This window comes from Streptomyces sp. NPDC007025 (assembly GCF_042869455.1).
In the GTDB taxonomy this organism is placed as follows: domain Bacteria; phylum Actinomycetota; class Actinomycetes; order Streptomycetales; family Streptomycetaceae; genus Streptomyces.
This window is the reverse complement of sequence record NZ_JBIAFT010000004.1, coordinates 465,910-492,868: the sequence shown is the minus strand read 5'-3', so window position 1 is coordinate 492,868 and position 26,959 is coordinate 465,910. Positions and strand designations below refer to the sequence as shown.

Here is a 26,959-nt window from a genome sequence, read left to right as displayed (position 1 = left end):
GGGCGATAGCCTTACCCCCGTGATCAGCGCGATATCCACCGGAGGATCAGCGACCGAGCGATCCTCCGTACAGCGCCCCCCGCGACAGCGCGGGCGGGGCGCCGCTGGTCGTCTCTCCCGGCACAGCGGCGGACCCGAGCGGAGACCCCGCGTCGTTCCGGTGCCGTGCCTTCATTTTCCCGACGTCACGCAACGGCGCGCGACAGGAGCCAGAGGACATGCAGAGCAAGCTGGAAGAAGCAAAGGCCGAGCGGCTGGCGGAAGCCGCACGGGTGGCTGAACGGAGCCCGGCCCAGGGGCGCCACCCGGTCCAGGGGCCCCAGGACGACGCCCTTGGTGCGTATCTCCAGCGGTACTACCTGCACACGGCGCCGGAGGATCTCGCCGACCGCGATCCGGTCGACATCCTCGGAGGTGCTCTCGCCCACTACCGGCTGGCCGAGGAGCGGCCGCAGGGCACGGCGAACGTCCGCGTGTACTCGCCGTCGATAGACGAGAACGGCTGGTCGTGCACGCACTCGGTGGTGGAGGTCGTCACCGATGACATGCCGTTCCTGGTCGACTCGGTCACCAACGAGCTCTCGCGGAGGGGACGCGGCATCCACGCCGTGATCCACCCGCAGATGGTGGTCCGCCGGGATCTGACCGGGAAGCTGCTGGAGGTGCTCTCCGTCGGCCGGGACGACCTCGCGCAGGTGCCGGACACCCAGTTGCCGGACACCCGGGCCGCCGGGGCCGGCGAGCCCGCGGCCGGTGCGCGGGACGGCGCCGGGGCGGCCGGGAACGGGAAGCTGCCGCACGACGCGGTGGTCGAGTCCTGGATCCACGTCGAGATCGACCGCGAGACGGACCGCGACGACCTCAAGCAGATCGCCGCGGACCTGCGCAGGGTCCTCTCGGACGTGCGGGAGGCCGTGGAGGACTGGCAGAAGATGCGCGGTGCGGCCCTGCGCATCGCCGACGAGCTGCCCGGCGAGCCCACCGACGAGCTCCCGCGTGAGGAGATCGAGGAGGCCCGGGAGCTGCTGCGGTGGCTGGCCGACGACCACTTCACCTTCCTCGGCTACCGCGAGTACGAACTGGACGTCGAGGAGGGCGCGGACGGCTCCGGGAAGGGCGACGGCGGTGAGGAGCTGAGCCTCGCACCGCTGCCCGGCACGGGGCTGGGCATCCTCCGTGCCGACCCGCGGCGCAGCACCGAGGAGAGCCACCCGGTCTCGCCGTCCTTCAACCGGCTGCCCGCCGACGCGCGCGCCAAGGCGCGCGAGCACCAGATGCTGGTCCTCACCAAGGCGAACAGCCGGGCGACCGTGCACCGCTCGTCCTACCTCGACTACGTGGGCGTCAAGAAGTTCGACGAGGCGGGCAACGTCGTGGGGGAGCGCCGCTTCCTCGGGCTGTTCTCGTCCGCCGCCTACACCGAGTCGGTGCGCCGTGTCCCGGTGGTCCGCCGCAAGGTCGCCGACGTGCTGGAGACCGCGGGCTTCACGCCCGACAGCCACGCCGGGCGCGACCTGCTGCAGATCCTGGAGACCTACCCGCGCGACGAGCTGTTCCAGACCTCGGTCGAGGAGCTGCGCTCCATCGTCACCTCCGTCCTCTACCTCCAGGAGCGCCGCAAGCTGCGGCTCTACCTGCGCAAGGAGGAGTACGGGCGGTACTACTCGGCGCTGGTCTACCTCCCGCGCGACCGCTACACGACCGCGGTGCGGCTGCGGCTGACCGAGATCCTCACCGAGGAGCTGGGCGGCACCAGCGTCGACTTCACCGCGTGGAACACCGAGTCGGTGCTCTCGCGGCTGCACTTCGTCATCCGGGTGCGCCCCGGCGCCCAGCTCGCCGAGCTGACCGACGCGGAGATCGAGCGTATCGAGTCCCGGCTGGCCGAGGCGGCCCGCTCGTGGGCGGACGGTTTCAACGAGGCGCTGGTCGCCGAGTGCGGCGAGGAGCAGGCCGCCGAACTGACGCAGAAGTACGCGCGGGCCTTCCCCGAGGGCTACAAGGCGGACTTCTCGCCGCGGGCCGCCGTCGCCGACCTGCAGCACCTGGAGGAGCTGGTGCAGGGCGGGCAGGAGAGCGACTTCTCGCTGAGCCTGTACGAGCCGGTCGGTGCGGGCCCGGGTGAGCGCCGCTTCAAGATGTACCGGACCGGCAGTCCCGTCTCCCTCTCGGCCGTGCTGCCGGGACTGCAGGCGATGGGCGTCGAGGTGGTCGACGAGCGGCCCTACGAGCTGCGCTGCGCCGACCGCTCGCACGCCTGGATCTACGACTTCGGGCTGCGGATGCCGGACGGCCGGCGCGGTCTGGAGGAGGAGGCCCGGGAGCGCTTCCAGGAGGCGTTCGCCGCGGTGTGGACCGGCCGCGCCGAGAACGACGGGCTGAACGCGCTGGTGCTCTCCGCCGGGCTGACCTGGCGGCAGGCGATGGTGCTGCGCGCGTACGCGAAGTACCTGCGGCAGGCGGGCGCCACCTTCAGCCAGTCCTACATCGAGGACACGCTGCGCGGGAACGTGCACACCACCCGGCTGCTGGTCAACCTGTTCGAGGCCCGGCTGGACCCGGCGCGCCGGTGGGCGGGGCACGAGCTGACGGACGGCATCCTGGAGGAGCTGGCCGGGGCGCTGGACCAGGTCGCCAGCCTGGACGAGGACCGCATCCTGCGCTCCTTCCTGACGGTCATCAACGCCACCCTGCGCACCAACTACTTCCAGCGGGACGCCGACGGCGAGCCGCACACCTACGTGTCGATGAAGCTGGACCCGCAGGCCATCCCGGAGCTGCCCGCGCCGCGCCCCAAGTACGAGATCTGGGTGTACTCGCCGCGGGTGGAGGGCGTACACCTGCGGTTCGGCAAGGTCGCGCGCGGCGGCCTGCGCTGGTCGGACCGGCGGGAGGACTTCCGCACCGAGGTGCTCGGCCTGGTCAAGGCGCAGGAGGTCAAGAACTCCGTCATCGTGCCGGTGGGCGCCAAGGGCGGCTTCGTCGGCAAGCAGCTCCCGGACCCGGCCGCCGACCGGGACGCCTGGCAGGCCGAGGGCATCGCCTGCTACCGGACGTTCATCTCGGGTCTGCTGGATGTCACCGACAACCTCGTCTCCGGGGCGGTCGAGCACCCGCGGGACGTGGTGCGGCACGACGAGGACGACACCTACCTCGTCGTCGCGGCCGACAAGGGCACCGCCAGGTTCTCGGACATCGCCAACGAGGTCGCCGAGTCCTACGGCTACTGGCTGGGCGACGCCTTCGCCTCCGGCGGTTCGGCCGGCTACGACCACAAGGGCATGGGCATCACCGCGCGCGGTGCGTGGGTGTCGGTCGAGCGGCACTTCCGGGAGCTGGGTCACAACACCCAGACCGAGGACTTCACGGTGGTCGGCGTCGGCGACATGTCCGGCGACGTGTTCGGCAACGGCATGCTGCTCTCCGAGCACATCCGGCTGGTGGCCGCCTTCGACCACCGGCACATCTTCCTCGACCCCGACCCGGACGCGGCCACCTCCTACGCCGAGCGCCGCCGGCTGTTCGAGCTGCCGCGCTCGTCCTGGGCGGACTACGACCCGGGGCTGATCTCGCAGGGCGGCGGCATCCACCCCCGCGGCGCCAAGTCGGTGCCGATCACCCCGCAGGTGCGCGAGGCGCTGGGCATCGAGCCGGGGGTCACCAAGATGACGCCCGCCGAGCTGATGCGGGCCATCCTCACCGCCCCGGTCGACCTGCTGTGGAACGGCGGCATCGGCACCTATGTGAAGGCGTCGACGGAGAGCGACGCGGATGTCGGCGACAAGGCCAACGACGCCATCCGGGTGGACGGCCAGGATCTGCGGGTGAAGGTGGTCGGCGAGGGCGGCAACCTCGGCTGCACCCAGCTGGGCCGGATCGAGTTCGCGCTGAACGACGGCCGGATCAACACCGACGCGATCGACAACAGCGCCGGGGTGGACACCTCCGACCACGAGGTGAACATCAAGATCCTGCTGAACTCGGTGGTGGCCGACGGGGACATGACCGTCAAGCAGCGCAACGCGCTGCTGGCGGAGATGACCGACGAGGTCGGCATGCTGGTGCTGCGCAACAACTACGCGCAGAACGCGGCGCTGGCCAACTCGCTGGCACAGGCGGCGAGTCTGCTGCTGGCCAGCCAGCGGCAGATGCGCCGGCTCTCCAAGGAGGGCAAGCTCGACCGGCCGTTGGAGTTCCTGCCCTCCGACCGGCAGGTGCGGGAGCGGCGCGGCAACGGCCAGGGGCTGACGCAGCCGGAGATCGCGGTGATGCTCGCGTACACCAAGATCAATATCACCGCTGAGCTGATCGGCACCTCGCTGCCGGACGACCCGTACCTCGAGGGGCTGCTGTACGCCTACTTCCCCGAGCCGCTGCGCGAGCGGTTCGGCCAGCAGATCGCCAACCACGCCCTGCGCCGCGAGATCGTCACCACGCTGCTGGTCAACGACACGGTCAACACCTCCGGCTCGACCTTCGTCCACCGGATGATGGAGGAGTCGGGGGCCTCCACGGAGGAGATCGTGCGCGCCCACACCGCCGCGCGGGCCATCTTCCGGCTGGGCGACATCTGGGACGCCGTCGAGTCGCTGGACAACGAGGTCGCCGCCAACGTCCTGACCGACATCCGGCTGCGCTCCCGGCAGCTGGTGGAGCGCGGCACCCGCTGGCTGCTCAACAACCGCCCGCAGCCGCTGGAGCTGGCCGACACCATCGAGCTGTTCGCCGACCGGGTCGAGGCGGTCTGGGCAGAGCTGCCCAAGCTGCTCAAGGGCGACGACCTCAAGTGGCACCAGCGGGTGTACGACAAGCTGTCGGGCGCCGGTGTCCCCTCGGAGCTGGCGCTGCGCCTGGCGGGCTCGGCGGCCGCGTTCTCCGCGCTGGACGTGGTGGCCGTCGAGGGCCGTACGGACATGGGCCTGATGGATGTGGCCGAGGTCTACTTCGACCTCGCGGACCGGCTGGGCATCACCCAGCTCCAGGGCCGGGTCAGCGAGCTGCCCCGTGCCGACCGCTGGCAGTCCATGGCCCGCTCCTCCATCCGTGAGGACCTCTACGCGGCACACCAGCTGCTGACGGCCGATGTGCTGGCGGCCGGGGACGGCGCCGCGTCGTCGGAGGAGCGGTACGAGGCGTGGGAGGAGAAGAACCACGCGATCCTCGTCCGCGCCCGGGCCACCCTGGACGAGATCCAGGCGTCCGAGACCTTCGACCTGGCCAACCTCTCGGTGGCGATGCGGACGATGCGCACCCTGCTGCGCAGCAACCGCTGACCCGGGTCCGGCACCGGACACCCCGACCGCCGCGCCGCGGGACCTTCCCGCGGCGCGGCGGTCACGCGTTCGGCCGCCTGTGCCGCGACGGGCCGCACCGGCGCTGCCTACGGTGAAGTGTGGGTGTGCTGGTGGACGGAGTGGACGACGCGAACGACGACAGCGGCGCGCACGGGGACGGCGACGCGGTCGGCGGCAGCCGTGCGGGCGACGGCGGCCCGCGGCCGGACGCCGCGGGCGGTCCCCCGGGGGTGGACGAGGCCGACACGCTCGTGCTCGACCCGGTGGCCGGCACCGGCGGCTCCGGGACCGGCACGGCGGTGGCCGTGCACCGCGCGGGCGGTACCGGGGGCGACGCCGCGCTGCGGCGGCAGCGCCGCGCCGTGCTGCGGTACCGGACCGGGTCCGCTGCGGCGCTGGTGCTGCTGGCCGCCGGCTATCTGCTCCAGGTACTGGGCATCGCCCACCCGCACGCCTTCCTCGTCGTCGCGGGCGCGCTGCTGGGCCTGCTGACCGATGTGCTGCTGCCCTACGGCGCGCAGCAGGTGGTGCGGGAGCTGCGCCGGGCGCAGTTCACCCCGCCGGTGCGGCAGCTGCTGAGGGACGCGCTGCTGCTGGGCGGGCTGGGCGGGCTGGGGGTGCTGCACCCGGCCGGGGCCGGTGCGCTGCTGCCGGGCGCGGTGCTGCTCTGCTGGATCCTGCACTTCTCCTGCCAGGCCGTCGCGGCCGCGGTGCGCGACCGGCGGCGGCTCCCGGTGGTCACCCGCAACATCGACACCTCCGCGCTGCGGCTCTCGCCCGCGCCGCCCGCGCTCTTCGCCCAGCGGGCGACCGTGCGGCTGACGGCTGTCGCAGCGCTCACGACGGCCGGGATGAGCGCCTCGGCCGCGTCCGGGGACCCGGTGTGGGCGTCGGTACTGGCCTGGGGCTGCTGCGCCGGGCTGCTGGCGGGGACCGCGCACCTGGCCGGGCGGCTGCTGCCCGGCAGGCGGGTGGCCGGTGAGGAGGAGGCGCTGGCCTGGCTGGACGGCTGGCTGGCGGAGTACCGGCCGACGGTGGCGATGTACTTCTCGGGCGGGACGACGTCGGCGTACCAGGCGAACATGTGGCTCTCCACGCTGGCGGAGCTGGAGGGGCGGCCGCTGCTCGTGCTGCGGGAGCGGTTCATGGTGCAGAAGATCGACGCCACCGACGTCCCGATCGTCTGCATCCCCAAGGTCTCGCATCTGATGCACCTGGAGCACTCCACGCTCAAGGTGCTGCTGCACCCGGCCAACTCCGGCAAGACCTCCCAGGCGCTGCGGATCCCCACCCTCAAGCACGCCTTCATCAACCACGGCGAGTCCGACAAACTCTCCTCCTGCAACCCCTACGCCAAGGCCTACGACCAGGTGTGGGTCGCCGGAGAAGCCGCCCGCGAGCGCTACCGGCTCGCCGAGGTCGGCGTGGACGACAAGGACGTCGTCGAGGTCGGCCGCCCCCAGCTCGCCCCCATCCGGCACGCCGACGAGCGCGCGGCGGGCGGTGGAGACGGGCGGCTGACCGTGCTCTACGCGCCCACCTGGGAGGGGTTCACCGACGATCCGGGCAACACCTCGGTGCTCACGGCTGGGGAGAACATCGTCAAGGCGCTGCTGGCCGACCCGAAGGTACGGCTGCTGTACAAACCGCACCCGATGACCGGGTCGATCGACCCGCGGGCCGGCGCAGCAGACCGGCGCATCCGCGCGCTGGTCCTCCGCGCGGGCGTCGGGCAGGGCTGCGCGCAGCCGGATCCGGAGGCGCTCGCCGTGCTGGAGGAGGCGACCCGCGCGCTGGAGGAGCTGACCCGCGCCGACCTGCGGCGGCACGCGGACGAGGTGGAGCGGATGCTGCGCCAGCAGGCTCCCGCGCCGGGCCGCGCCAGGGCGACGGCCGAGGCCCAGCGCAGGTGGGAGGAGGCGTACTGGGCGGCGCGGCCCGCCGGACAGCACCAGGTCGTGGACGGGCCCAGGCCGGGGCTGTTCAGCTGTTTCAACGAGGCCGACGTGCTCGTCTCGGACGTCTCCTCGGTGGTCTCGGACTACCTCAGCAGCGAGAAGCCGTACGCGGTCGTCAACACCAGCGGTATGGACGAGGACGGCTTCCGTCGCGCCTTCCCCACCGTCCGCGCGGCGACCGTGCTGGGTCCGGACGGCGCAGGGGTTCCCGGACTGCTGCGGACCCTGCGGCACCCGGAGGAGGACGCGCTCGCCGCCGCCCGCGCCGCGCTGAAGGTGCGGCTGCTCGGCCCGGCCGAGCCGCCCTCGCTGGTCCGTTTCGACCGTGCCGTGCAGGCCCTGGCGCGGGAGGCCGAGGCCCGGGCACGGCATGTGCGGGAGGGCGGCGGCCCGGGCGCGGCGCGGGCCGGTCCGGATCAGGCGCGGGTCGAGGCGCTCGGTGCCGACGACCGGTCCTGACGGCTCGCGGCGTCCGCCGCGGCCCCGCCCCGGGCGGCCTGCCCGGCCCCGGCCTGTTCCGCCCCGGGCTGACGCACCTGCTCCGCGGGGTGCGCGAGGGTCCGCAGGGCGAGGACGAGGTTGTTGTTGAGCGAGAAGTAGAGCTGCACGGCCTGGCCGCTGTCGCCGAGCCGGGTGGGCGGGGTGACGTCGGTCCTCTTGCGGTCCGGCAGGTCGCCCAGCAGCCGCCCCATGCGCATCCGCTCGGGGCCGGGGCCGGGGCGCAGCCACAGGTCCCACACGCCTTCCGGGGCGCCGTCGGCGAACGCTGCGGGCAGCTCGAAGGGCAGCTCCATCCGCGCGGTGTCCGTGCGGCCCGTGCCCGCTGCGCCGTCGCCGCTCCACCGCCCGGGGAACTCGAACGCCTGGCGCGGGTTGTCGCGCGGCACCGCCGTCAGCACCGGGCCACCGGACAGCTCCTCGGTGCGCCGCGACAGCGCCGGGCGCGTGCCCTGGCCGTACAGCCGCGCCGTGAGGGTGTAGCCGTGCTCGCCCAGCTCGATCGAGGTGATCTCCGCGTGCCGGGCGCGGGACCAGGCGCGCACGGCGAGGTGGCCGTCGCTGGTGACATAGGGGATCCGGGGGTTCAGGGTGCCGTCGTCGGTGAGCGGCGCCGGCATGGTGAGCAGGTGTGCCGTCTCCACGAGGAGGGCCTTGACCCGTCTGGCCGCGCCGTCGGAGGTGCGCTCCACGTAGGCGTCCCACCGGGCCTCGTGCAGGTCTGCTCCGGAGCGCTCCAGCCGGAGGGCGATCCAGCCGTCCGCGTCCGCACGGTCGCGGGGCGGCAGCGGGAGGCGGACGGGTGCGGAGTCGTCCCGGTGCCGGGGGCGCAGGGACAGCACCGCCGGGCCCTTGGGGAGCGTGTCGGCCCGGAGCCGGACCAGCAGCGCCCCGTCCCGCTCGGCCCGCGCCCGGGCCACCGGGCGCCGCATCCCCTTGGCGGCGCCGCCCGGGGTGCCTCCGCTCAGTCGCAGGGCACGGGCCAGCGGGCGCAGCGCGGGGACGAACGCCCGCGGTACGAGGCGGCGGGCGGTCCGTACGACCCGCCCCCGGCTGCCCGTGCGGGGGGTGGACGCCGCGGACGCGGGCTGCCGGGCCGCGGGCCCGCCAGGTGTTGCCGGCCCGGTCCGCGCGTCCCCCGCCGGCTGTGCGGGTCCGTCCGGCTGTGCGTCGCCCGCCGGCTGCGCGGTCTCCGCTGTCGGCGCCGGTGCGGCTGCCGGTGCCGGTCCGGGAGTCCGTCCGGGGCCGGCCGGCTGGGTCGGTCCTGCCGCTTGTCCGGGTCCGCCGCTCGGCGGTGCGGTCTCCGGTGCGGCGCGGCCGGGGGCGGCGCCCGCGCCGGCGCGTCCCGCCAGCAGCCTGGTCATCAGGGCCTCGTACTCGCCCGCCACCCGCCGGGGGCAGTAGCGGGCGGCCTTCTCCCGGGCCGCACCGGCCATCCGGGAGCGGAGGTCCGGGTCCTCGATCAGGTGCAGCAGGGCGTCGGCGTAGCCGCGTACGGTCGTCTCCTCGCTGCCGCCCAGCGGGGCGAGCAGCCCGTCCTCGCCGTTGGTGATGATCTCTCCCGGTCCGTACGGGCAGTCGGTGCTGACGACGGGGACGCCGCAGTGCATGGCCTCCACCAGGGTCATGCCGAAGGACTCGGCGTCGGAGGAGACGGCCGCGATGGAGCCCTTCGCCCACTCCGTCTCGATGGGGGAGTGGACGCCCATCAGGAACGCGCGGTCGTGGAGGCCGCAGTCGTTCAGGGTGGCCCGCAGCGCGTCCTGTTGCGGGCCGCGCCCGTACAGCCGCAGCGACCAGTCCGGGTGGACGCCGGCGACCAGCGCGAAGGCGCGCAGCAGCCGGTCGTACCGCTTGACCTTGATGAGGCGGCCCGCGGCGACGATGAGCTTCGCCTCCCCGTCGGAGGGCTCGACCTGCGAAGCGGGTACCGCGTTGGGCACGCAGGTGATCTCGGCCCGCACCTCGGGCAGGGCGGCGCGGTAGTCCGCGGCGTCCGCGTAGGAGACCGTGACGAAGGCGTCCAGGTGGGCCAGGGCGGCGTCCTGGTGGCTGCGGATATGGTCGCTGTGCATCGCGTGGGTGAGGTGTTCCTGCCCGATGCGCAGGTAGCGGTCGGTTCCGTAGGCGGCGAGGTAGTCGTTGATCTTCGGCCGGGTGCCGATGACGACGTCGGCGTCCAACTGTTCCAGCAGCTCCTTCACCCGCAGGTCGCCCAGCCGGGTGGCGATGCCGCGCTCGACGTGGTCGCGGCCTTCGATGAAGCGCTCGCTGGGCCGCCGGTAGTCCGGGTGGTCCCCGTCGTAGCCGGGGGAGGAGCGGCGCAGGTCGATGAGGGAGGTGAGGGTGACGCGGGGGTCGAAGACGAGTGCCGGTTCCTGGCGTGACCGGCGGAGGCTGACCACCTCCACCTGGTGCCGATCGGCAAGCGCTCCGGAGAGGTTCACCGTCGACCTGATCGTCCCGCCGATTCCGTAGGCGTTGTCCAGCAGGAACACGATCTTCATCCGCGGCTTCCCCTTCTCCGTGCTGCGTAGGTCAATCTGTCCGAAAACAGATGATTTCCACCGACTATTTGAGGTGTGAAAAGGGAGGGGATGCGCTCGTAACACTCGTATGTCCCTCGTTCGGCCCTCGCGGCGGCATGCCGCGACCGGACGGACCGCCGCCGCGCCTACTGTCTGATCAATGGCCTCGAAGATCATCGACCCAGCCGGGCCGGGCGGCGCCGACAGCGGCCCGCCCGCCGGTTCCGGCGTGCCCGGGGACGCGGCGGGGGCCGCGGAGGCCGCCCCGGTGGCGGCCGGAACGGTGCCGGTGGTCGCTTCCGAGGTGCCGGCCGACCCCGGGGCACCTTCCGGTGCGGTCCACGGCGCTGCCGGCAGCGCCGCCGACGCCGACAGCACTTCCGACGGCACGCGGGGCCCCGCCCGGGACCCGTTCCTCGACAACGCGAAGTTCCTGCTCATCGTGCTCGTCGTGATCGGCCACAGCTGGCCGATGGGGCTCGTCGAGGGCTCCCGCACCGTCAAGGCCGGCTATCTGTGGATCTCCTCCTTCCACATGCCCGCCTTCATCCTGCTGAGCGGCTACTTCTCCCGCGGCTTCACCGGACGCCCCGCGCAACTGCGCAGACTGGTGGCCGGGGTGCTGGTGCCGTACCTCGTCTTCGAGGTGCTCTACACCGCGGTGGAGACCGCCGCCTGGGGGAAGCCGTTCCGGCTGACTCTGACCGAACCCACGTTCGTGTGCTGGTTCCTGGCCGCACTCTTCGTCTGGCGGCTCACGGTCCCCCTGTGGCGGGTGATCCCCCGGCCGCTGCCGGTCGCCGTGCTCGTCTCCCTCGCCGCCGGCACCTCCACCCTCGGGAACGACCTGGCGCTGCCCCGGGTGCTGATGTTCCTGCCGTGGTTCGTCCTCGGACTGGCCCTGCGGCCCGCCCACTTCGCCCGGCTGCGGACCAGCGCCCCGCTGCGGTGGTGCGCCCCGCTGGTGCTCGCCGCGGGCGGCGCCGCGGCGTACGCGCTCGCGCCGGGCACCGATGTGCACTGGCTGTGGATGAGCCACGGCCAGGCCGAACTGGGCGCGAGCACGCTGCCCTACCTGCTGGTGCGGCTCGCGCTGTTCGCGGTGACGGCCCTGATGACCGGCGCCTTCCTCGCGGTGGTGCCGCGGCGCACCCGCTGGATCACCGCGTTCGGTGCCGTGACGCTGTACCCGTACCTGCTGCACGGACTGCTGACCACCGCCGCGCACGGCTACGGCTGGGAGGCGCCGCTGCGTCCGCTCGGCCCGCTCGGTGCCGGCCTGCTGACGGTCTGCGGAGCCGCCGTCGCCGTACTGCTGTCGACCGCGCCCGTACGGCGGCTCGCGCGGCCCCTCATCGAGCCACCGGTGCCGGGCCTCACCCGGCCGCGGCGCCGGGGACGCTCGCCCGGAACGAGTGAGCCAAGGACGGCGTGATGGCCTGGGACCCTTTCACCGACAGCTTCGTGACACCGTCGCGCACCGCACCCGGCGCCGCGGAACCGCAGCGGACCGCGCCGCCGGACGGCGAAGCCGCAGCGCGGTACGCGCCCACCGTCTCGGCCCTGGGCTCCTGCGCCGGGCCGGACGGCTCCGGCGGCGGCGCGCTCCCCGGGCCGCCCGGACCCGCCGCCGGGCTGCCCGCGCCCGCCCCGGCACCGCCCTCCTCGGGCACCCGGCGGCCGGGGGAGCGCGGCGCGCCGGACGAGGCCCGGGGGGCGCGCCAAGGCGACTCCGGCGGCCCGGAGAGAGCGGCCGGGGGACCGCACCGGAGGTGGGCCCGGGGACCCCACCGGCCGGCCCGCGGCGCCTCCGCAGCGGGGCGGCAGAGCGGACGCGACCCGTTCCTCGACAACGCACGGTTCCTGCTGGTCCTGCTCGTCGTCCTGGAGCACAACTGGGCACCCGTCGCCGACGCCATGCGCGGTGTCGAGGCCGCCTCGCTGCTGGTGTACTCCTTCCATCTGCCCGCCCTCGCGCTGCTGTGCGGCCACCTCTCGCGGAACTTCACCGGGCGGCCCGACCAGATGCGCAGGCTGCTGACCCACCTGCTGGTCCCCTACCTCGTCTTCGAGGCCGCCTTCGGGGGGATGCGCACCCTCTTCTGGGAGCAGCCCTTCGCCGTCACCCCGACCCGGCCCTCCTTCGCGTGCTGGTTCCTGCTGGCACTGTTCGCCTGGCGGCTGACAGCGCCCCTGTGGCGGGCCGTCCGCTGGCCGGTGGCCTTCGCCGCGCTGCTGTCGGTCGCCGCCGGGTTCACCGAGCTGGGAGACGAACTGGCCCTGTCCCAGGTGCTGATGTACTGGCCGTGGTTCGTCCTGGGGCTGCGGCTGCACGCCGGCCGGCTGCGCCCGCTGCGCAGCCGCGCCGCACGCAGCTGGGCACTGCCGGTGCTGGCCGCCGCCGCGGCGGGCGCCTGGTGGGCGGCGCCCCGGGTGAGCCGCGACTGGCTGCTGATGGAGGCGGGCGCCCACGAACTGGGCCTGCGCCCGCTGCCGTACGTGGTCGTGCGGCTCGCGCTGTTCGTGCTCGGCGGAGTGCTCGTGGCCGCGTTCCTCGCACTGGTCCCCGCACGCCGCACCGGCTACACCGTGTTGGGCGCCTGCGCGCTCTACCCCTTCCTGCTGCACGGACTCGTCGTCGAGGCCGTCCGGCAGACCGGCGGCTACCAGGCGGTGGTCACCGGCGGCCTGCTGGCGGTGGTGGGGACGACGGTGCTGGCCGTGGGGCTCACGATGCTGCTCGGGCTGCCGCATGTGCGGCAGGTCCTCTGGCCGCTGGTGGAACCGTCGATCCCCGGATGGCTGCACGGGCGGGCCGCGCCGGAGGCGGGTGACGACGCCGCGCCCGACGGGCGGCTCCCCCGGGTGCGCGCCCCGCAGAGCGGCAGCGGCCGGTGGCCGGCGGACGGCCGGGCCGTGCCGCCCCGCTCGGCCGGGACCCGGGTGCCGGGCCGGACCGCGAACGGCGGCTGAACCCCGGATGGCCGCGGCGCTGCGGTGCGCCGAAGCTCTGCCGACGCGCGGCGCGGCGGGCTCCGGTGTGCCCCGGCGGGCGGTACAGGTGCCAGGGAAGCCCGTACGCACCCGTACCGAGGAGAGCGCCTCCCCATGACGACCACCGCCTCGTCCGGCCGGTCTCTGCCCGCCGACGCCGACGCCTCCGCAGCCGATACCGCCGACGGCCGGGAACCGCCCGGGCCCCGGACCTTCGAGGAGGTGCCCGGCTGGTTCTACCGCACCGACCTGATCCTCTTCGACTGGTTCCTGACCCGGCAGCGCGAACTCCAGCACCGCGGCGACCTGCTGGAGATGGGTGCCTATCTCGGCAAGAGCGCCGTCCTGACCGGCGGATACCTCAACGGCCCGGACGAACGCTTCACCGTCTGCGACCTCTTCGATTCCGAGTCCGCGCCCGACGACGCCAACGGACGCGAGCTGCGCCGCTCCTACCCCACGCTGACCCGGCGCGCCTTCGAGGCCAACTACCTCTCCTTCCACGACGAGCTGCCGCGGATCCTCCAGGCGCCGACGACAGCGGTGCCCGACGAGGTCACGGACGGCAGCTGCCGCTTCGTCCACGTGGACGCCTCCCACCTGTACGCGCACGTGCGCGGGGACATCGCCGCCGCGCGGAGGGCCCTCGGCCCGGCCGGGCTCGTCGTCCTGGACGACTACCGCTCCGACCACACACCCGGTGTCGCCTGCGCCACCTGGCAGGCCGTGCTGGAGGACGGGTTGCGGCCGGTCTGCGTGTCCGGCCACAAGTTCTACGGCACCTGGGGCGACCCGGAACCCTGGCAGGACGCCCTGCACGCCGAGCTGCGGGCCCGCGGCAAGTGCTGGCTGCAGTGGCAGGAGGTGGCGGGCCGGGGGCTGCTGCTGGTGGGGGCGCGCAAGGCCGACCCGCCGGTGCTGCCCGTCTCCCGGCACGCCGGGTCCGGTGCCGCCCGGGGGACCGCACTCCGTGCCGCCGCCGTCCGGCGGCTCGCCGTCGACCTGCTGCCCCCGCTGATGACTCGCGCCGTGCGCCGCGCCCGCCGCTGACCGGCCCGGCGGGTCCGGAGCGCTCAGCACAGCCGGCGTTCGGCCACCAGCGGGTCCGGCGGGATGCGCAGGGTGGTGCGGGACCAGGAGCCCCGCAGGTTGCTCCAGAACCGGCCCGGCGTCAGCGGCGCCCGGGTCGAGTCGAGGAGGTCGGGCAGCGGGCCGCAGGTCAGCGCGTGCCGGGCCGCCCGCACCCGGCGCGGGTCGACGCCCCGGGGCACCGGTGCGCCCGGCGCGGTCAGGTCGGCGAGGATCCAGGAGCGGTCCAGTGGCTTCTCGTGCCCCGCCTTGCGGTGCGAGACGGGTTCGGTGTGGGCGCCCAGCGGGTTGCCCAGGCCGAGGATGTCCACGACCCGGCCGTCCAGCGGGAGGACGGCCCCGGCCAGCCCCAGCCGCGCCTCCGCGCCCGCGACCGGTGCCCGCACCCGCGGGGCCAGCGGCACCAGCGGGAACCCGGTGTCGCGGGGCAGCCGCAGCACCAGCGTGTGCCCGCCCTCGTGCAGGGCGTGCCGCGCCACCAGGGTGAAGTCCCGAGGGGCCGCCGTGTGGTCGTACTGGCTCACCGGATGGTGCGCGCCCAGCGCCTGCTGGTAGACGCTGTGCGAGTCGAAGACGATCCGCTCGTCCTCGAGGCTGCCCAGCGGCGGGCGGAGCGCGACGAGGCAGACCATGCCCCAGCCCGCCACCGCCGCCGTCAGCACGGCCGCCGCACGGCCGAACGGCAGCAGGAGGACGGGCAGCAGCAGCAGGAAGAGGGCGGGCAGCACCATCCGGCCGTGCATGAAGTCGCCGCCGACCTTCACCACGAAGAGCGCCGAGAGCAGCCCCGCCAGGACGGGCGCCACCCTCAGGGCGGCGTCGGCCCCGCGCGGCGCGTCCGGGGCGCTGCGGCTGCTGTCGTTCTCACCCGCGCGCCGGGCACGGACCAGGTGGAGCACTCCGTACGCGGCGAGGAGGCCGAGCGGTACCCACAGCAGGTACGGGTCCAGGGTGTTGCGCAGGTAGTACCAGCCGTAGCCCCACTGGCTGCCGGAGGCTTCCTTGGCGATGGCCGGCAGCGGCACGAGTACGCCGTAGTACCCGGCGCGGAAGAGTTCGTAGCCGCCCGGCAGCGCGACCGCCGCGCCCGCCCAGGCGAGCGCGGTGCGCGGCCGGGGCCGCCGCACCACCCACAGCGCGGCCAGGAACACGGCACCGACCAGCACGAGGTCCGGTCGCACCAGCGGGCCCAGGCCGAACACGAACGCGGTGGCGGGCAGCGCCCGTCCGGGTGCCGTCAGCGCGTGCCGCAGCCCGCGGAGCGCCGGCGCCCTCCGGTCCCGCTCCGGGGCCGGTTCCGAATCCGGTTCCGTTTCCGAGCGCGCCCGGACCAGCAGCCACCAGCAGCCGCCCAGATAGCCGAAGGTCAGCCCGCTCTCCAGCCCGGAGGTCGCGTAGTCCCAGGTCGCGCAGAGCGGGAGCAGCACCAGCACCCCGACGGGCAGCAGCGCGCCCGCGGGCCGGTGCAGGCGGATCATGCGGCGGGTGCCGTCCAGCGCCAGCAGGAAGCCCGCCACGGTGCACAGCAGCCCCAGGGCGACCGCGAGCCGCAGCGGGTCGTCCACCCCGGGCACGGTGCTCCCGGCGGCGAGCAGCCACTGCCAGAGGGTCCCGGTCGAGGTCTCGGCGCGCTCGCCGACGTTGTAGACCGGGCCGTTGCCCGCCAGGATCTGCCGCACGGTGCGGGTGTAGATCAGCGCGTCGTCGTTGGTCCAGCGGTGCCGGTACCCCAGGACGAGGACGGTCGCGCCGCAGGCGAGGACGGCGAGCGCGTTCCAGCGCTGGACCAGTGTGCCGGGCAGAGCGAAGGCCCGTGGTCCCTGCGCCGGTTGGGGGACGGGGATCTCATCCGAGCGCGACATACCGCCAGCCTCTCCCCGGGCCCGCCGGGGCCCGTGCCTGCGGCGCGCCGCCGGGGTGCCGCTCACCCGGTCGGCGGAGGGGTGCCGCGGGGAAGCGGGCGGACTCCGGGGGCGCCGCGCGCGCCGGTCGCCGGACACGCCGCGTGCCGCGGCCATATTCGGCCTCGGACCGGTTCGCCGGGCCGGGCCGGGCTGGAGTGGTCCGGTCCGGCCGAAGCGGCCCCGGCCGGCCCGGCTGTGTCCGCTGTGTCCGCCGTGTCGTTCCGTCCCCGTACCGCCCCGCACAGAGAGCGAGCCGCCATGCCCACCATCGATCCCACCCCCGATCCGGTGCCCCCGAATCCGGCCGCCGCCTCCAGGCAGGCCTCGTCCTTCCGTCCGCCGCACCACACGCGGGTGGGGGGGTTCCGTGCGATGCCGGGCGCGCAGGTCTCCGAGCGCGCCGCCGTCGGGGACGGCAGCACCGTGTGGGAGCTCGCGCAGGTGCGCGAGGACGCGGAACTCGGCGCGGAGTGCGTGATCGGGCGGGGTGCCTACGTCGGTGCCGGGGTCCGGATCGGCGACCGCTGCAAGCTGCAGAACCACGCTCTGGTCTACGAGCCCGCCGTTCTGGGCGACGGCGTCTTCGTCGGGCCGGCCGTGGTCCTCACCAACGACCGGGCCCCGCGCGCGGTGGAGCCGGACGGCGCGCTCAAGCGGGCGGGGGACTGGGAGGCGGTGGGGGTCACGGTCGGCGACGGTGCCTCGCTCGGCGCGCGTGCCGTGTGCGTGGCGCCGGTACGGATCGGCCGCTGGGCGATGGTGGCGGCGGGCGCCGTGGTGACGGCGGACGTGCCCGACTTCGGCCTCGTCGCGGGGGTTCCGGCACGCCGCATCGGCTGGGTGGGCCGCTCCGGGGTGCGGCTGCGTCCGGTGCCGGAGCGGCCGGGGGAGTGGGAGTGCCCCAGGACGGGCGAGCGGTACCGGGAGCAGCCCGCGGAAGGCGCCGCCGGGGCGACCGAGGGCTGCCCCGGGCTGCGGGAGGTGCGGCCCGTCGAGCACGGGGCGGGGGGCCGGGGCCGCTCGTGACAGAGCGCGGGCGGGAGGCGCCGCCGCGCCCTCGTCCGGGGTGCGGATGTAGGCGATCCGGGTGATTTGTAAGCAAATCATGCAAGAGGGGGGCCGGATGCGGGTCCACATAGGGCGAATCTGCCGGGGGAACCGGAGGGCACATCCGCATGCAAGGGCTGCGAAAAGACATGATTCCGGCTGCCAAGCCCACGATTCCGGCCGCCAAGCCCGTACTCGGGGACGACGAGGTCGCCGCCGCGGTGCGGGTCCTGCGCGACGGCCGCGTGGTCCAGGGACCCGAAGTGGCCGCGTTCGAAGAAGAGTTCGGCGCCCTGGTCGAGGGCCGCCCGTGCGTCGCCGTGAACTCGGGCACCTCGGCGCTCCACCTCGCGCTGCTCGCGCTCGGCATCGGGCAGGGCGACGAGGTCGTCGTCCCCTCGTTCTCGTTCGCCGCCACCGCGAACGCGGTGCGGCTCGCCGGCGCCGAACCGGTCTTCGCCGAGATCGACCCGGAGACCTTCTGCCTGGACCCGGACGCCGCCGCCGACGCCGTCGGGCCGCGCACCGCCGCACTGCTGCCGGTGCACCTGTACGGCCATCCGGCGCCCATGGGGCGCCTCACCCAGCTCGCTCAGCGGCACGGGCTGGCCGTCGTCGAGGACGCCTGCCAGGCGCACGCCGCCGCGCTGCACGGGCGGCCGGTGGGCACCTTCGGGGACGCGGCCTGCTTCAGCTTCTACCCGACCAAGAACATGCACGCCCTGGAGGGCGGCATGGTCGTCGTCCCGGACGCGGAGCGGGCCCGCACCCTGCGGCTGCTGCGCAACCAGGGCATGGAGCAGCGGTACGAGAACGAGATCGTCGGCGCCAACATGCGGATGACCGACGTGGCGGCGGCCATCGGCCGCGTGCAGCTCGAACGGCTGCCGGAGTGGACCGAGCAGCGCCGCACCAACGCCAAGGCGCTCGACGCGGGCCTGGCCGGCGGGCTGGTCACCCCGCAGGTCGCCGACGGCGCCCGGCACGTCTTCCACCAGTACACGGTCCGGGTGCCGGGCGGCTCCGCGGTACGGGACACGGTCCAGCGCGAGGTGCAGGCCGCGGGCGTGGGGTGCGCCGTCTACTATCCGACGCCCATCCACCGGCTGAAGCCCTACGCGCACCTGGGTGCCGACCTCCCGGTCACCGACCAGGCCGCCGCCGAGGTGCTCTCGCTGCCCGTGCATCCCGCGCTCACCCCCGAGGACCTGGACCGGATCGTGGCCGCGGCGGACAGCGCGGCGCGCCGGGCCGGGGTGACGAAGTGACGGCGGCGAGGGCGGCCGCGGCGGCCGCACCCGTGGCGCCCGCGGCCAACGAGCCCAGGACCGCCCGCGCGCCCCGCACGGGGTCAGGGCCCGGGGCCGCCGCGTCGGCCGCGCCCGAGGAGCAGCACGCGGGGCACGGCTCCGGGCGGCGGCTGCGCGCCGGACTCGTCGGACTGGGGGTGATGGGCCGCAACCACGCGCGGATCCTCGCCGCGCTGGACGGTGTGGAGTTCGTCGGCGTCGTCGACCCGGCCGGAGCCCCGCACACCGGCGGGCCCCTGCCGCCCGGCGTGCCGGTGCTGCGCGAGGTGGCCGACCTGCTGGCGCTGGGCGTCGACTACGCGGTCGTCGCCTGTCCGACCGCGCTGCACGAGGAGGTCGGCCTGCAACTCGCCGCGCACGACGTGTGCGCGCTGCTGGAGAAGCCGCTGGCACACACGCCACAGGCCGCACGGCGGCTGGTGCACGCCTTCGAGGAGCGCGGCCTGGTCGCCGGGGTGGGGCATGTGGAGCGGTTCAACCCCGCGCTCCAGCAGCTGCGCGGTCGGCTGGAGGCGGGGGAGCTGGGGGACCTCTTCCAGGTCGTCACCCGGCGGCAGGGGCCTTTCCCGCACCGCATCGCCGACGTGGGCGTGGTCAAGGACCTGGCCACCCACGACATCGACCTGACGGGCTGGATCACCGGGCAGGGCTACGCCTCGCTCTCGGCCCGCACCGTCTCCAAGAGCGGCCGCGAGCACGAGGACATGGTCGCCGTCGTCGGCTCGCTGACCGGCGGCACCATGGTCAGCCATCTGGTGAACTGGCTCAGCCCGCTCAAGGAGCGCTTCACCGCCGTCACGGGCGAGCGGGGCTGTTTCGTCGCGGACACCCTCACCGCCGATCTGACCTTCCACGCCAACGGTGCGGTGGCCACCGAGTGGGAGGCCCTGCGCGCCTTCCGCGGGGTCGCCGAGGGGGACGCCGTGCGGTACGCGTTCCCCAAGCGTGAGCCGCTGCTCGTCGAGCACGAGCGGTTCCGCGACGCGGTGCGCCAGGGCACCGGTGAGGGCAGCGGCATCGTCACGGCCCGCGAGGGGCTGCGGACGGTGGAGGTGTCGGCGGCCGTGCTGGAGTCGGCACGCGAGGCGGGCCGGGTACGCGGCGGGGCGCCTCCGGCGGCGGGAGACGCGGCCGTGCCGCTCGAAACCCTCGTGGTGGCCTCGCCGGTCAGCACGTCCGCCCCGGCGCCGGACCCGGACGGACCGGCGCCCCACGAGACGGTCGCCTCCCACGACCCGACGGCCCCCACCATCGCGGAGCACACGGCATGAGGCACACGCACCGCAGCATCCGGCGCCGGACGGCGCGCGGCAGCAACGCCCCCGAGGCACCCGGCGCGGCCGCCGGGCGGATGGCCGGGAGCGCGGCCCGGCAGGGTACGGAGCGTCCCCGGGGGCGTCCGCGGCTGGCCGTCGTCGTCGGCAACACCATCGCCGGGGACTCGCGGGTGCAGAAGACCGCCATCGCCGCGGCCCGGGCGGGCTGGGACGTGACGCTGGTCGGGCGCAGCCCCTCCCGGCGGCGCGAGGAGTCGGTGCTCGGCCCGGTCCGCGTCATCAAGGTGCCGGTCTCGGCGCAGCTGCGGGCCGTGGTCGCCGCCGAGCGCCGCCGCCCCGGAGTGCGCAGCCGGCTCACCCAGTTCGGACTGCCCGACGACGCCGCCTGGGTACGGGCCCGGGCCGCGCACGCGGCCTGGGTGCGCGAGCAGACGGCACGCGTCGGCTGGCTCGGCGGCCCCGCACCCGAGCGGCCGGCCCTCCAGGAGCCGCGGGCCGCCGCACTGGCCCGGCAGCTCGCCCGGGAGGCGCTCCGCGGATGGGTGCGGGCCCGCCGGTACGCGCACCGGGGCCGCGGCCGGGCCTACCGGTGGGAGCGCCGGCGGGTCGCGGGTGCGACACGGCCCACCGGCGACTGGCGCACCGACTGGCCCGAACTGCTCGACATCGACCTGGCGTTCGGCCCGGTCGTGGAGGAGCTGGAACCGGACGTCATCCACGCCAACGACCATCTGATGATCGCTGTGGGCGCGCGCAGCGCCGCCCGGCTGCGGGCCCGCGGCGTGCCCACCCGCTGGCTGTACGACGCGCACGAGTACGTCCGCGGCGTCGAGTGGCCCGACGCGGTGCGCGCCAGCGCCTTCCCCGGGGTGGAGGAGGAGTTCATCGGCCGCGCCGACGCGGTGGTCACCGTCTCCGAGGAACTGGCGGGCATCCTGCGCGAGGCGTACACGCTGCCCGCCGAGCCGCTGGTCGTCGCCAACGCGCCGGTCCGCGAGACCGTCAGCGCCACGGCGGGCGACTGCGTCCGCGTCCGGGACGTGTGCGGGCTGAGCCCCGACGTGCCGCTGCTCGTCTACGCGGGATGGATCGGCCCCGAGCGGGGGCTGGACACCGCCGTGGAGGGGCTGGCGGAGCTGCCGCACGCCCACCTCGCGCTGGTCGCGGGCAAGGAGAACGCGACGCTCCAGGGGCTGCTGGCCCGCGCCGAGGAACTGGGCGTCCGGCAGCGGGTGCACGTGGTGCCCTACGTGCCGCAGGAGCAGGTGCCCGACTACCTCTCCTCCGCCGACCTCGGACTGGTCTGCTTCCGGCACGTGCCCAACTGCGAGATCTCGCTGCCCACCAAGGCGGCCGAGTACCTGCACGCCGGACTGCCGATGGTCACCAGCGGGGTGCGCACGCTGCGCAACTTCGTCGAACGCACCGGTGTCGGCGAGGTGTTCGTCACCGAGGACGTCCGCTCCTTCGTGGCGGCCGTGCAGCGCGGCCTCGCCAAGCGGAGCACGCTGGCCGCGCGGATCACCGAACCGCTGCTGCGGGAACTGTCCTGGGAGCAGCAGTCGGCGGGACTGCTGGACCTCTACGAGCAGCTCGCCGGCCCGGCCGCCGCGGCCCGCCTGGCGCCCCGCGGCGTGCCGTGGTCCGCCTCCGAGCAGCCCGGGCTGGGCGCCCCGGGCCGTGCCGCCGCCCCGGAGCCGGCGGAGTCCGGCGCCACGCCGTCCGCGTGGCGGTCGCTGGGCAGCACCCCGGTACGGCTCGGCCTGGGCTGCGCCAACTCGGCCGGTCAGCTCGCCGGATTCGCGCGGGCGCTGTGCGAGCGCCGCCAGGACCTGTCGGCCGAGGTCGTGATGCACACCCACGACCAGAGCGTCATCTACCCGGCCGACATCTACGCGATCGGCGAGCGCACCGGCGACCTGGGGTTCCAACTGGAGCGGGCACGCCGGGTGCTGGGCTCCTACACGCACTATCTGGCCGACTCCTTCACCCCGGCGCTGGGCCGGCTCAACGGCGGCCACATCCAGGACGACCTGCCTTCGCTGTCCGCCGCCGGTATCAAGGTGGCGCTGCTGGCGCACGGCAGTGACGTGCGCGACCCCCAGCGGCACATGAGCCGCTACGAGCACTCCCTCTTCCACGCCGCCGACGAGGCCGTCCTCAAGGCGCTGACGCGGAAGAGCGCCCGCAACCGGCGGGCGGCGGCGCAGAGCGGACTGCCCCAGTTCGTGACCACCCCCGACCTGCTGGAGGAGCTGCCCGGGGCCCGCTGGGCACCGCTGGTGGTCGACACCGGGAGCTGGGCGAGCGAGCGGCCCGCCATGGAACGCTCCCGGCCCGTGGTGGTGCACGCGCCCTCCAAGCGGTGGACGAAGGGCACCGAGAAGGTGGTGCCGGTGCTGGAGGAGATGGACCGGCGCGGTCTGATCGAGTTCCGGATGCTGACCGGGGCGCCCTGGAGCGAGGTGCGGGAGCTGGTCAAGGGCGCGGACGTGGTCGTCGACCAGTTCGCCGTCGGCACCTACGGCACCTTCGCCTGCGAGGGGATGGCCGCGGGCCGGCCCGTCATCGCCTTCCTGGACGAGCGGCTGCACCGGTCGGTCGGCATCCGGCCCCCGATCGTCAATGCCACCCCCGCCACCCTGCGCGGCGCGGTCGAGTCGCTGCTGGAGGACCGCGACTTCGCCCGGCGTACCGCGCAGGAATCCGCCGAGTACGTCCGCACCTACCACGACGGCACCTACACGGCGGACGTACTGGACGGCTTCCTGCGCTGAGCGCCGCGCCGCCTTCCTCGGCGGCGCGCGACGGCCGACAACAGACGGCCGACAACAGAAGGGGACACCCGTGGAGTTCGACAGCGGCGCCGGGAAGGGCGGCACATCGGGCGCGGAGCAGCGGTCCGCCTCCGCCGGACGGCGGGGCCGGATCGTGATGCTGGTGTGCAACGGGGTGGAGGGCGACTCCCGGGTGCAGAAGACCGCCCGGTCGGCCGCCGCGGCCGGCTGGGAGGTGGTGCTGCTGGGCCGCTCCCCCGACGGGCGGCCCGCGTCCTGGCGGCTGGGCGGGGCGCAGGTGCGGCTGCTGCCCGTGCCCACCCCGCTCGACCGGCCGCCGCGTACGGCCCGCCGTCCGCTGCTGACCCGGCCGCTGGCCTACCGGCCGGCCACCGCGCCCTACCGCGCGCAGCGCGTCAAGGCGTGGCGTGACGAACTGCGCACCCGGCGCGCCGCGCTGGCCGCCGACCGGCGGCCGGCGGTGTACGCCGCGGCGCGGCTGGCCGGTCCGCGGGCCGCCGCCCGGCTCGCCCAGCGCTGGGTGGGCTTCCGCACCCGCCAGCTCGACCGGGGGACGGCGCTGCGCGGCACCGGCACCCCGCTGGACCGGGCGACCGTGGCCGTGTGGCGGCGCGCCCGCAAGGAGCGCTGCTGGCGGCGGCTGTGGCCCGGCCTCTACGACTTCGAACTCGCCTACGGGCGGGTCGTGGACGAGCTGCGGCCCGACCTGATCCATGCGCACGATTTCCGGATGCTGGGGGTGGGCGCCCGCGCCAAGGTCCGCGCGGCGGCGGCCGGGCGGCCGGTGAAGCTGGTGTGGGACGCGCACGAGTATCTGCCCGGCGTCCGGCCCTGGCAGCACGACGTGCGGTGGCTGCCGGCCCATCTGGCGCACGAGCGCGAGTACGCGCCCTGCGCGGACGCCGCCGTCACCGTCTCCGGCACCCTGGCCGCGTTGCTGCGCGAGGCGCACGGGCTCGCCGAGGAGCCGGCCGTCGTCCTCAACGCGCCGGAGGCGCACGCCGCGACCGGACCGGCCGGCACCGATGGCCGCGCGCCCCGGAGTCCCGCGTCCGCGAGCACCTGGCCCGGGCCGGCCGCCGGCGGGACCGGTGCGGCCGACGGCGGGGACGGCGGGGACGGCGGGGACGGCGGGGACGGCGGGGACGGCGGGGACGGCGTGCCGAGTCTGCGCGCGCTGTGCGGCATCGGACCCGGAACCCCGCTGGTCGTCTACAGCGGCGCGGCGGCCCCGCAGCGCGGGCTGGGCACGATGGTGGAGGCGCTGGCGGAACTGCCCGAGGTGCACACGGCGCTGGTCGTGCCCAGGCCCTCCGCCGGGTATCTGCGCGAACTGCGCGCGCGGGCCGCGGAGCTGGGGGCCACCGAGCGGCTGCACGTCCTGCCGTACGTGCCCTACCGGCAGGTCGTCCCCTTCCTCGCGGAGGCGGACGCGGGCGCGATCCCGCTGCACCACTGGACCAACCACGAGATCGCGCTGATCACCAAGTTCTTCGAGTACGCGCACGCCCGGCTGCCGCTGGTGGTCAGCGACGTGCGGACGATGGCCGGCACCACCCGGGAGACCGGCCAGGGCGAGGTCTTCCGTGCGGAGGACACCGCCGACTACGTACGGGCCGTGCGCGCGGTGCTCGCCGCTCCGCAGCGCTACCGGGCGGCCTACGAGCGCCCGGGCCTGCTGGAGCAGTGGACCTGGGAGGCCCAGGCCCGCACGCTCGACCGGATCTACGCGCGGCTGCTGCACCAGGCGGCGCCGGAGCGGCCCGACCATCAGGAGCAGCCGGAAGGAGACGGGAATGCGGATCTGCGTGGTGGCGCTCGGGAAGATCGGGCTGCCACTGGCCGTCCAGTTCGCGGCCAAGGGACATCAGGTGACGGGAGCGGACACCGACGCGCGCGTGGTGGCGAGCGTCAACGAGGCGGCGGTGCCGTTCCCCGGTGAGGAGGGGCTGGCGGAACGGCTGGCCGAGGCGGTGGAGGCCGGTCGGCTGTCCGCGACGACCGACACCGCGGCGGCCGTCTCCGAAGCGGAGGCCGTCGTGCTCGTCGTCCCGCTGTTCGTCGACGAGCGCGGTACCCCCGACTTCCGGGCGATGGACGCCGCGACCCGCGCCGTCGCCGCCGGGCTGCGCCCCGGCACACTGGTCAGCTACGAGACGACGCTGCCGGTGGGCACCACCCGGGACCGGTTCGCGCCGCTCCTGGCGCAGGACTCGGGGCTGCTGCCGGAGCGGGACTTCTCCCTGGTCTTCTCCCCCGAGCGGGTCTTCACCGGACGGGTCTTCGCCGATCTGCGCCGCTACCCCAAGCTGGTCGGCGGTATCGGCCCGCACTCGGCCAAGGACGGGGTGCGGTTCTACGAGTCGGTGCTCGACTTCGACGCCCGCGAGGAGCTGCCCCGGCCCAACGGGGTGTGGGATCTGGGCTCGGCCGAGGCCGCCGAGCTGGCCAAGCTCGCCGAGACCACCTACCGGGACGTCAACATCGCGCTGGCCAACCAGTTCGCGCGGTTCGCCGACCGGTCCGGTGTGGACATCGACGCCGTCATCGACGCCTGCAACACCCAGCCCTACAGCCACATCCACCGCCCCGGCATCGCGGTGGGGGGCCACTGCATCCCGGTCTACCCGCGGATGTACCTGTGGAACGATCCGGAGGCGGCCGTCGTCCGCGCCGCGCGCGAGACGAACGAGGCCATGCCGGCGCACGCCGTCGACCTGCTGGCCGACGCCTACGGCGAACTGCGCGGCGCCGAGGTGCTGGTGCTCGGCGCCGCCTACCGGGGCGGGGTGAAGGAGACCGCGTTCTCCGGCGTCTTCCCCACGGTCGCCGCGCTCCGCGAGCGGGGCGCGCGCCCGTACGTGTCCGACCCGCTGTACGCGCCGCACGAACTGGCCGACATGGGGCTGCGCCCGCACACCGGCCAGCCGGTGACCGCGGCCGTGATCCAGACCGACCACGCCGCCTACCGGGAGCTGTCCGCCGACCGGCTGCCCGACGTGCGGGTCCTGGTCGACGGCCGCCGCGTCACCGATCCGGCGCTGTGGGCGGGGGTGCGGCGGGTGGTCGTCGGGGACGGCGGCGGCCGGGAGGCGGTGGCGGTATGAGCGCCGGCACCCGGGCGGCGTCCGGGGCCGCCGGACGGGACGGGGCCGCCTGCCCCGATGCCGGCGCCGCCTGCCCCGACGTCAGCGTCGTCGTCGCCGCCTTCGACACCATGCCCTACCTCACCCGTTGCCTCTCCTCGCTCGTCGAGCAGACCATCGGACCGCGGCGGATGGAGGTGATCGTCGTCGACGACGGCTCCACCGACGGCAGCACCGAGGAGATCGCCCGCTTCGCCGCGCAGCACCCCGGCCTGTTCAGCACCGTGCGCCGGGCCAACTCCGGCGGCCCGGCCGCGCCCTGCAACCAGGGCCTGGAGCGGGCGCGCGGGCGCTACGTCTTCTTCCTCGGCGCCGACGACCACCTCGCCCCCCAGGCGCTGGAGCGCATGGTGGCCATGGCCGACGACTGCCGGTCGGACGTGCTGCTGTGCAAAATGGTCCCGGTCGGCGAACGCACCGTCCCCACCGGCGTGTTCGGCCGCTCCGCGCCGATGATCCGGCTGGTCGGGGACGGGCTGCCGTGGGCGCTCTCCAACACCAAACTCTTCCGCCGCTCCCTGGTGGAGGAGCACCGCATCCGCTACGACGAGTCGATGCCCGCCTTCAGCGACCAGCCGTTCGTGCTGGAGGCGTGCGTGCGCGCCGCCCGGATCTCGGTGCTGGCCGACCAGCCGCACTACTTCGCCGTCCGCCGGGCCGACTCCAGCAACATCACCTACCGGGCCGGGCCCGAGGTCCGGCTGCACTGCGCCGAGCGGCTCTTCGAGGCCGCCTGCCGCTTCCTGCCGCCCGGCCCGCTGCGGGACGCCTTCCACAAGCGGCACTTCCACGTCGAGGTCTTCCAGCTCTTCGGCGCGGACTTCCCCGCCCTCGACCACGAGGTGCGGCAGGCCGTGTGCACCGGGGCCGCCCGGCTGATCGGCGCGTACGGCGACGGGCTGCTGGAGCGGCTCGACCCGCGCCGCCGCCGCACCCTGGAACTGGCGTGGCGGGGCGATGTCGCCGCGCTGTGCACCGAGATCGCCGCCGACCCCGAGCGGACGCCGTGCCCGGTCACGCCCGCGGGCCGCGCCGCGCTGGTGCGCTGGCTGCGCGGTCCGGGCGGCGCCGGCCGGCCCCCGCGGGGCGGGGCCCGGCCTGCGGTCGGTTGAGCGC

At 74.9% G+C, this 26,959-nt stretch carries 14 protein-coding genes; 12 read left to right on the top strand and 2 right to left on the bottom strand.

The genetic code is table 11. The features are described from left to right. Positions 1 to 218 precede the first annotated feature (218 nt). Entirely contained in the window at positions 219 to 5,273 is a 5,055-nt protein-coding gene (locus ACFYMO_RS10900; RefSeq protein ID WP_366773175.1) for an NAD-glutamate dehydrogenase, read from the top strand. Between the two features lie 125 nt (positions 5,274 to 5,398). Further along, positions 5,399 to 7,711 carry a hypothetical protein gene (locus tag ACFYMO_RS10895; protein WP_366773176.1) on the top strand — a complete coding sequence of 771 codons (2,313 nt, stop codon included), beginning with the start codon at positions 5,399 to 5,401 and terminating at the stop codon, positions 7,709 to 7,711. Here the strand turns inward: ACFYMO_RS10895 and ACFYMO_RS10890 are convergent. After that, a complete protein-coding gene (locus tag ACFYMO_RS10890; RefSeq protein WP_388545643.1) occupies positions 7,669 to 10,257 on the bottom strand; it encodes a glycosyltransferase in 2,589 nt (862 codons plus the stop codon). The two genes, ACFYMO_RS10895 and ACFYMO_RS10890, sit on opposite strands and share 43 nt — an antisense overlap. A 181-nt stretch (positions 10,258 to 10,438) precedes the next feature. On the opposite strand from ACFYMO_RS10890, the gene ACFYMO_RS10885 reads away from it, so the two are divergent. From ACFYMO_RS10885 to ACFYMO_RS10875, 3 genes are all read left to right on the top strand, one after another. Further along, positions 10,439 to 11,713: an acyltransferase family protein gene (locus ACFYMO_RS10885; protein WP_388545640.1), complete on the top strand. Its 1,275-nt coding sequence runs from the start codon at positions 10,439 to 10,441 to the stop codon at positions 11,711 to 11,713. After that, positions 11,713 to 13,251: a hypothetical protein gene (locus ACFYMO_RS10880; RefSeq protein ID WP_366773179.1), complete on the top strand. Its 1,539-nt coding sequence runs from the start codon at positions 11,713 to 11,715 to the stop codon at positions 13,249 to 13,251. The genes ACFYMO_RS10885 and ACFYMO_RS10880 overlap by 1 nt, the downstream gene beginning before the upstream one ends. A gap of 135 nt (positions 13,252 to 13,386) precedes the next feature. Continuing rightward, positions 13,387 to 14,322, top strand: coding sequence for a class I SAM-dependent methyltransferase (locus tag ACFYMO_RS10875; RefSeq protein ID WP_366773180.1), 936 nt, complete (start codon positions 13,387 to 13,389; stop codon positions 14,320 to 14,322). Positions 14,323 to 14,345: 23 nt separating this feature from the next. On the opposite strand, the gene ACFYMO_RS10870 is transcribed toward ACFYMO_RS10875, so the two are convergent. Beyond that, a complete protein-coding gene (locus ACFYMO_RS10870; RefSeq protein ID WP_366773181.1) occupies positions 14,346 to 16,223 on the bottom strand; it encodes a hypothetical protein in 1,878 nt (625 codons plus the stop codon). Between the two features lie 300 nt (positions 16,224 to 16,523). Here ACFYMO_RS10870 and ACFYMO_RS10865 point away from each other — a divergent pair, with 300 nt between their 5' ends. The 7 genes from ACFYMO_RS10865 (at position 16,524) to ACFYMO_RS10835 (ending at position 26,955) form a co-directional block, all read left to right on the top strand. Next, positions 16,524 to 17,291, top strand: coding sequence for an acyltransferase (locus ACFYMO_RS10865; RefSeq protein WP_388545636.1), 768 nt, complete (start codon positions 16,524 to 16,526; stop codon positions 17,289 to 17,291). Positions 17,292 to 17,461: 170 nt separating this feature from the next. Next, the gene (locus tag ACFYMO_RS10860) at positions 17,462 to 18,580 is read left to right on the top strand and encodes a DegT/DnrJ/EryC1/StrS family aminotransferase (protein WP_366773182.1); all 1,119 of its coding nucleotides are present in this window, start codon (positions 17,462 to 17,464) and stop codon (positions 18,578 to 18,580) included. Positions 18,581 to 18,762: 182 nt separating this feature from the next. Then, the gene (locus tag ACFYMO_RS10855) at positions 18,763 to 19,893 is read left to right on the top strand and encodes a Gfo/Idh/MocA family oxidoreductase (protein WP_388545700.1); all 1,131 of its coding nucleotides are present in this window, start codon (positions 18,763 to 18,765) and stop codon (positions 19,891 to 19,893) included. Then, positions 19,890 to 22,676 carry a glycosyltransferase gene (locus tag ACFYMO_RS10850; RefSeq protein ID WP_388545633.1) on the top strand — a complete coding sequence of 929 codons (2,787 nt, stop codon included), beginning with the start codon at positions 19,890 to 19,892 and terminating at the stop codon, positions 22,674 to 22,676. Before ACFYMO_RS10855 ends, ACFYMO_RS10850 begins: the two co-directional genes overlap by 4 nt. A 70-nt stretch (positions 22,677 to 22,746) precedes the next feature. Further along, complete coding sequence (locus ACFYMO_RS10845; protein ID WP_388545630.1) at positions 22,747 to 24,639, top strand: glycosyltransferase family 4 protein; 1,893 nt, start codon at positions 22,747 to 22,749, stop codon at positions 24,637 to 24,639. Then, the gene (locus ACFYMO_RS10840) at positions 24,524 to 25,804 is read left to right on the top strand and encodes a nucleotide sugar dehydrogenase (protein WP_388545697.1); all 1,281 of its coding nucleotides are present in this window, start codon (positions 24,524 to 24,526) and stop codon (positions 25,802 to 25,804) included. The genes ACFYMO_RS10845 and ACFYMO_RS10840 overlap by 116 nt, the downstream gene beginning before the upstream one ends. Then, positions 25,801 to 26,955, top strand: a complete 1,155-nt coding sequence (locus ACFYMO_RS10835) for a glycosyltransferase family A protein (RefSeq protein ID WP_366773185.1) — start codon at positions 25,801 to 25,803, stop codon at positions 26,953 to 26,955. The genes ACFYMO_RS10840 and ACFYMO_RS10835 overlap by 4 nt, the downstream gene beginning before the upstream one ends. Positions 26,956 to 26,959: the final 4 nt, after the last annotated feature.

What these genes read in the sequence shown, in the direction of transcription:
- ACFYMO_RS10900 (WP_366773175.1), top strand. Translation starts at nt 219, where the DNA reads ATGCAGAGCAAGCTGGAAGAAGCAAAGGCCGAGCGGCTGGCGGAAGCC.
- ACFYMO_RS10890 (WP_388545643.1), bottom strand. Translation starts at nt 10,257, where the DNA reads ATGAAGATCGTGTTCCTGCTGGACAACGCCTACGGAATCGGCGGGACG.
- ACFYMO_RS10885 (WP_388545640.1), top strand. Translation starts at nt 10,439, where the DNA reads ATGGCCTCGAAGATCATCGACCCAGCCGGGCCGGGCGGCGCCGACAGC.
- ACFYMO_RS10880 (WP_366773179.1), top strand. Translation starts at nt 11,713, where the DNA reads ATGGCCTGGGACCCTTTCACCGACAGCTTCGTGACACCGTCGCGCACC.
- ACFYMO_RS10875 (WP_366773180.1), top strand. Translation starts at nt 13,387, where the DNA reads ATGACGACCACCGCCTCGTCCGGCCGGTCTCTGCCCGCCGACGCCGAC.
- ACFYMO_RS10870 (WP_366773181.1), bottom strand. Translation starts at nt 16,223, where the DNA reads ATGTCGCGCTCGGATGAGATCCCCGTCCCCCAACCGGCGCAGGGACCA.
- ACFYMO_RS10865 (WP_388545636.1), top strand. Translation starts at nt 16,524, where the DNA reads ATGCCCACCATCGATCCCACCCCCGATCCGGTGCCCCCGAATCCGGCC.
- ACFYMO_RS10860 (WP_366773182.1), top strand. Translation starts at nt 17,462, where the DNA reads ATGATTCCGGCTGCCAAGCCCACGATTCCGGCCGCCAAGCCCGTACTC.
- ACFYMO_RS10855 (WP_388545700.1), top strand. Translation starts at nt 18,763, where the DNA reads ATGGGCCGCAACCACGCGCGGATCCTCGCCGCGCTGGACGGTGTGGAG.
- ACFYMO_RS10850 (WP_388545633.1), top strand. Translation starts at nt 19,890, where the DNA reads ATGAGGCACACGCACCGCAGCATCCGGCGCCGGACGGCGCGCGGCAGC.
- ACFYMO_RS10835 (WP_366773185.1), top strand. Translation starts at nt 25,801, where the DNA reads ATGAGCGCCGGCACCCGGGCGGCGTCCGGGGCCGCCGGACGGGACGGG.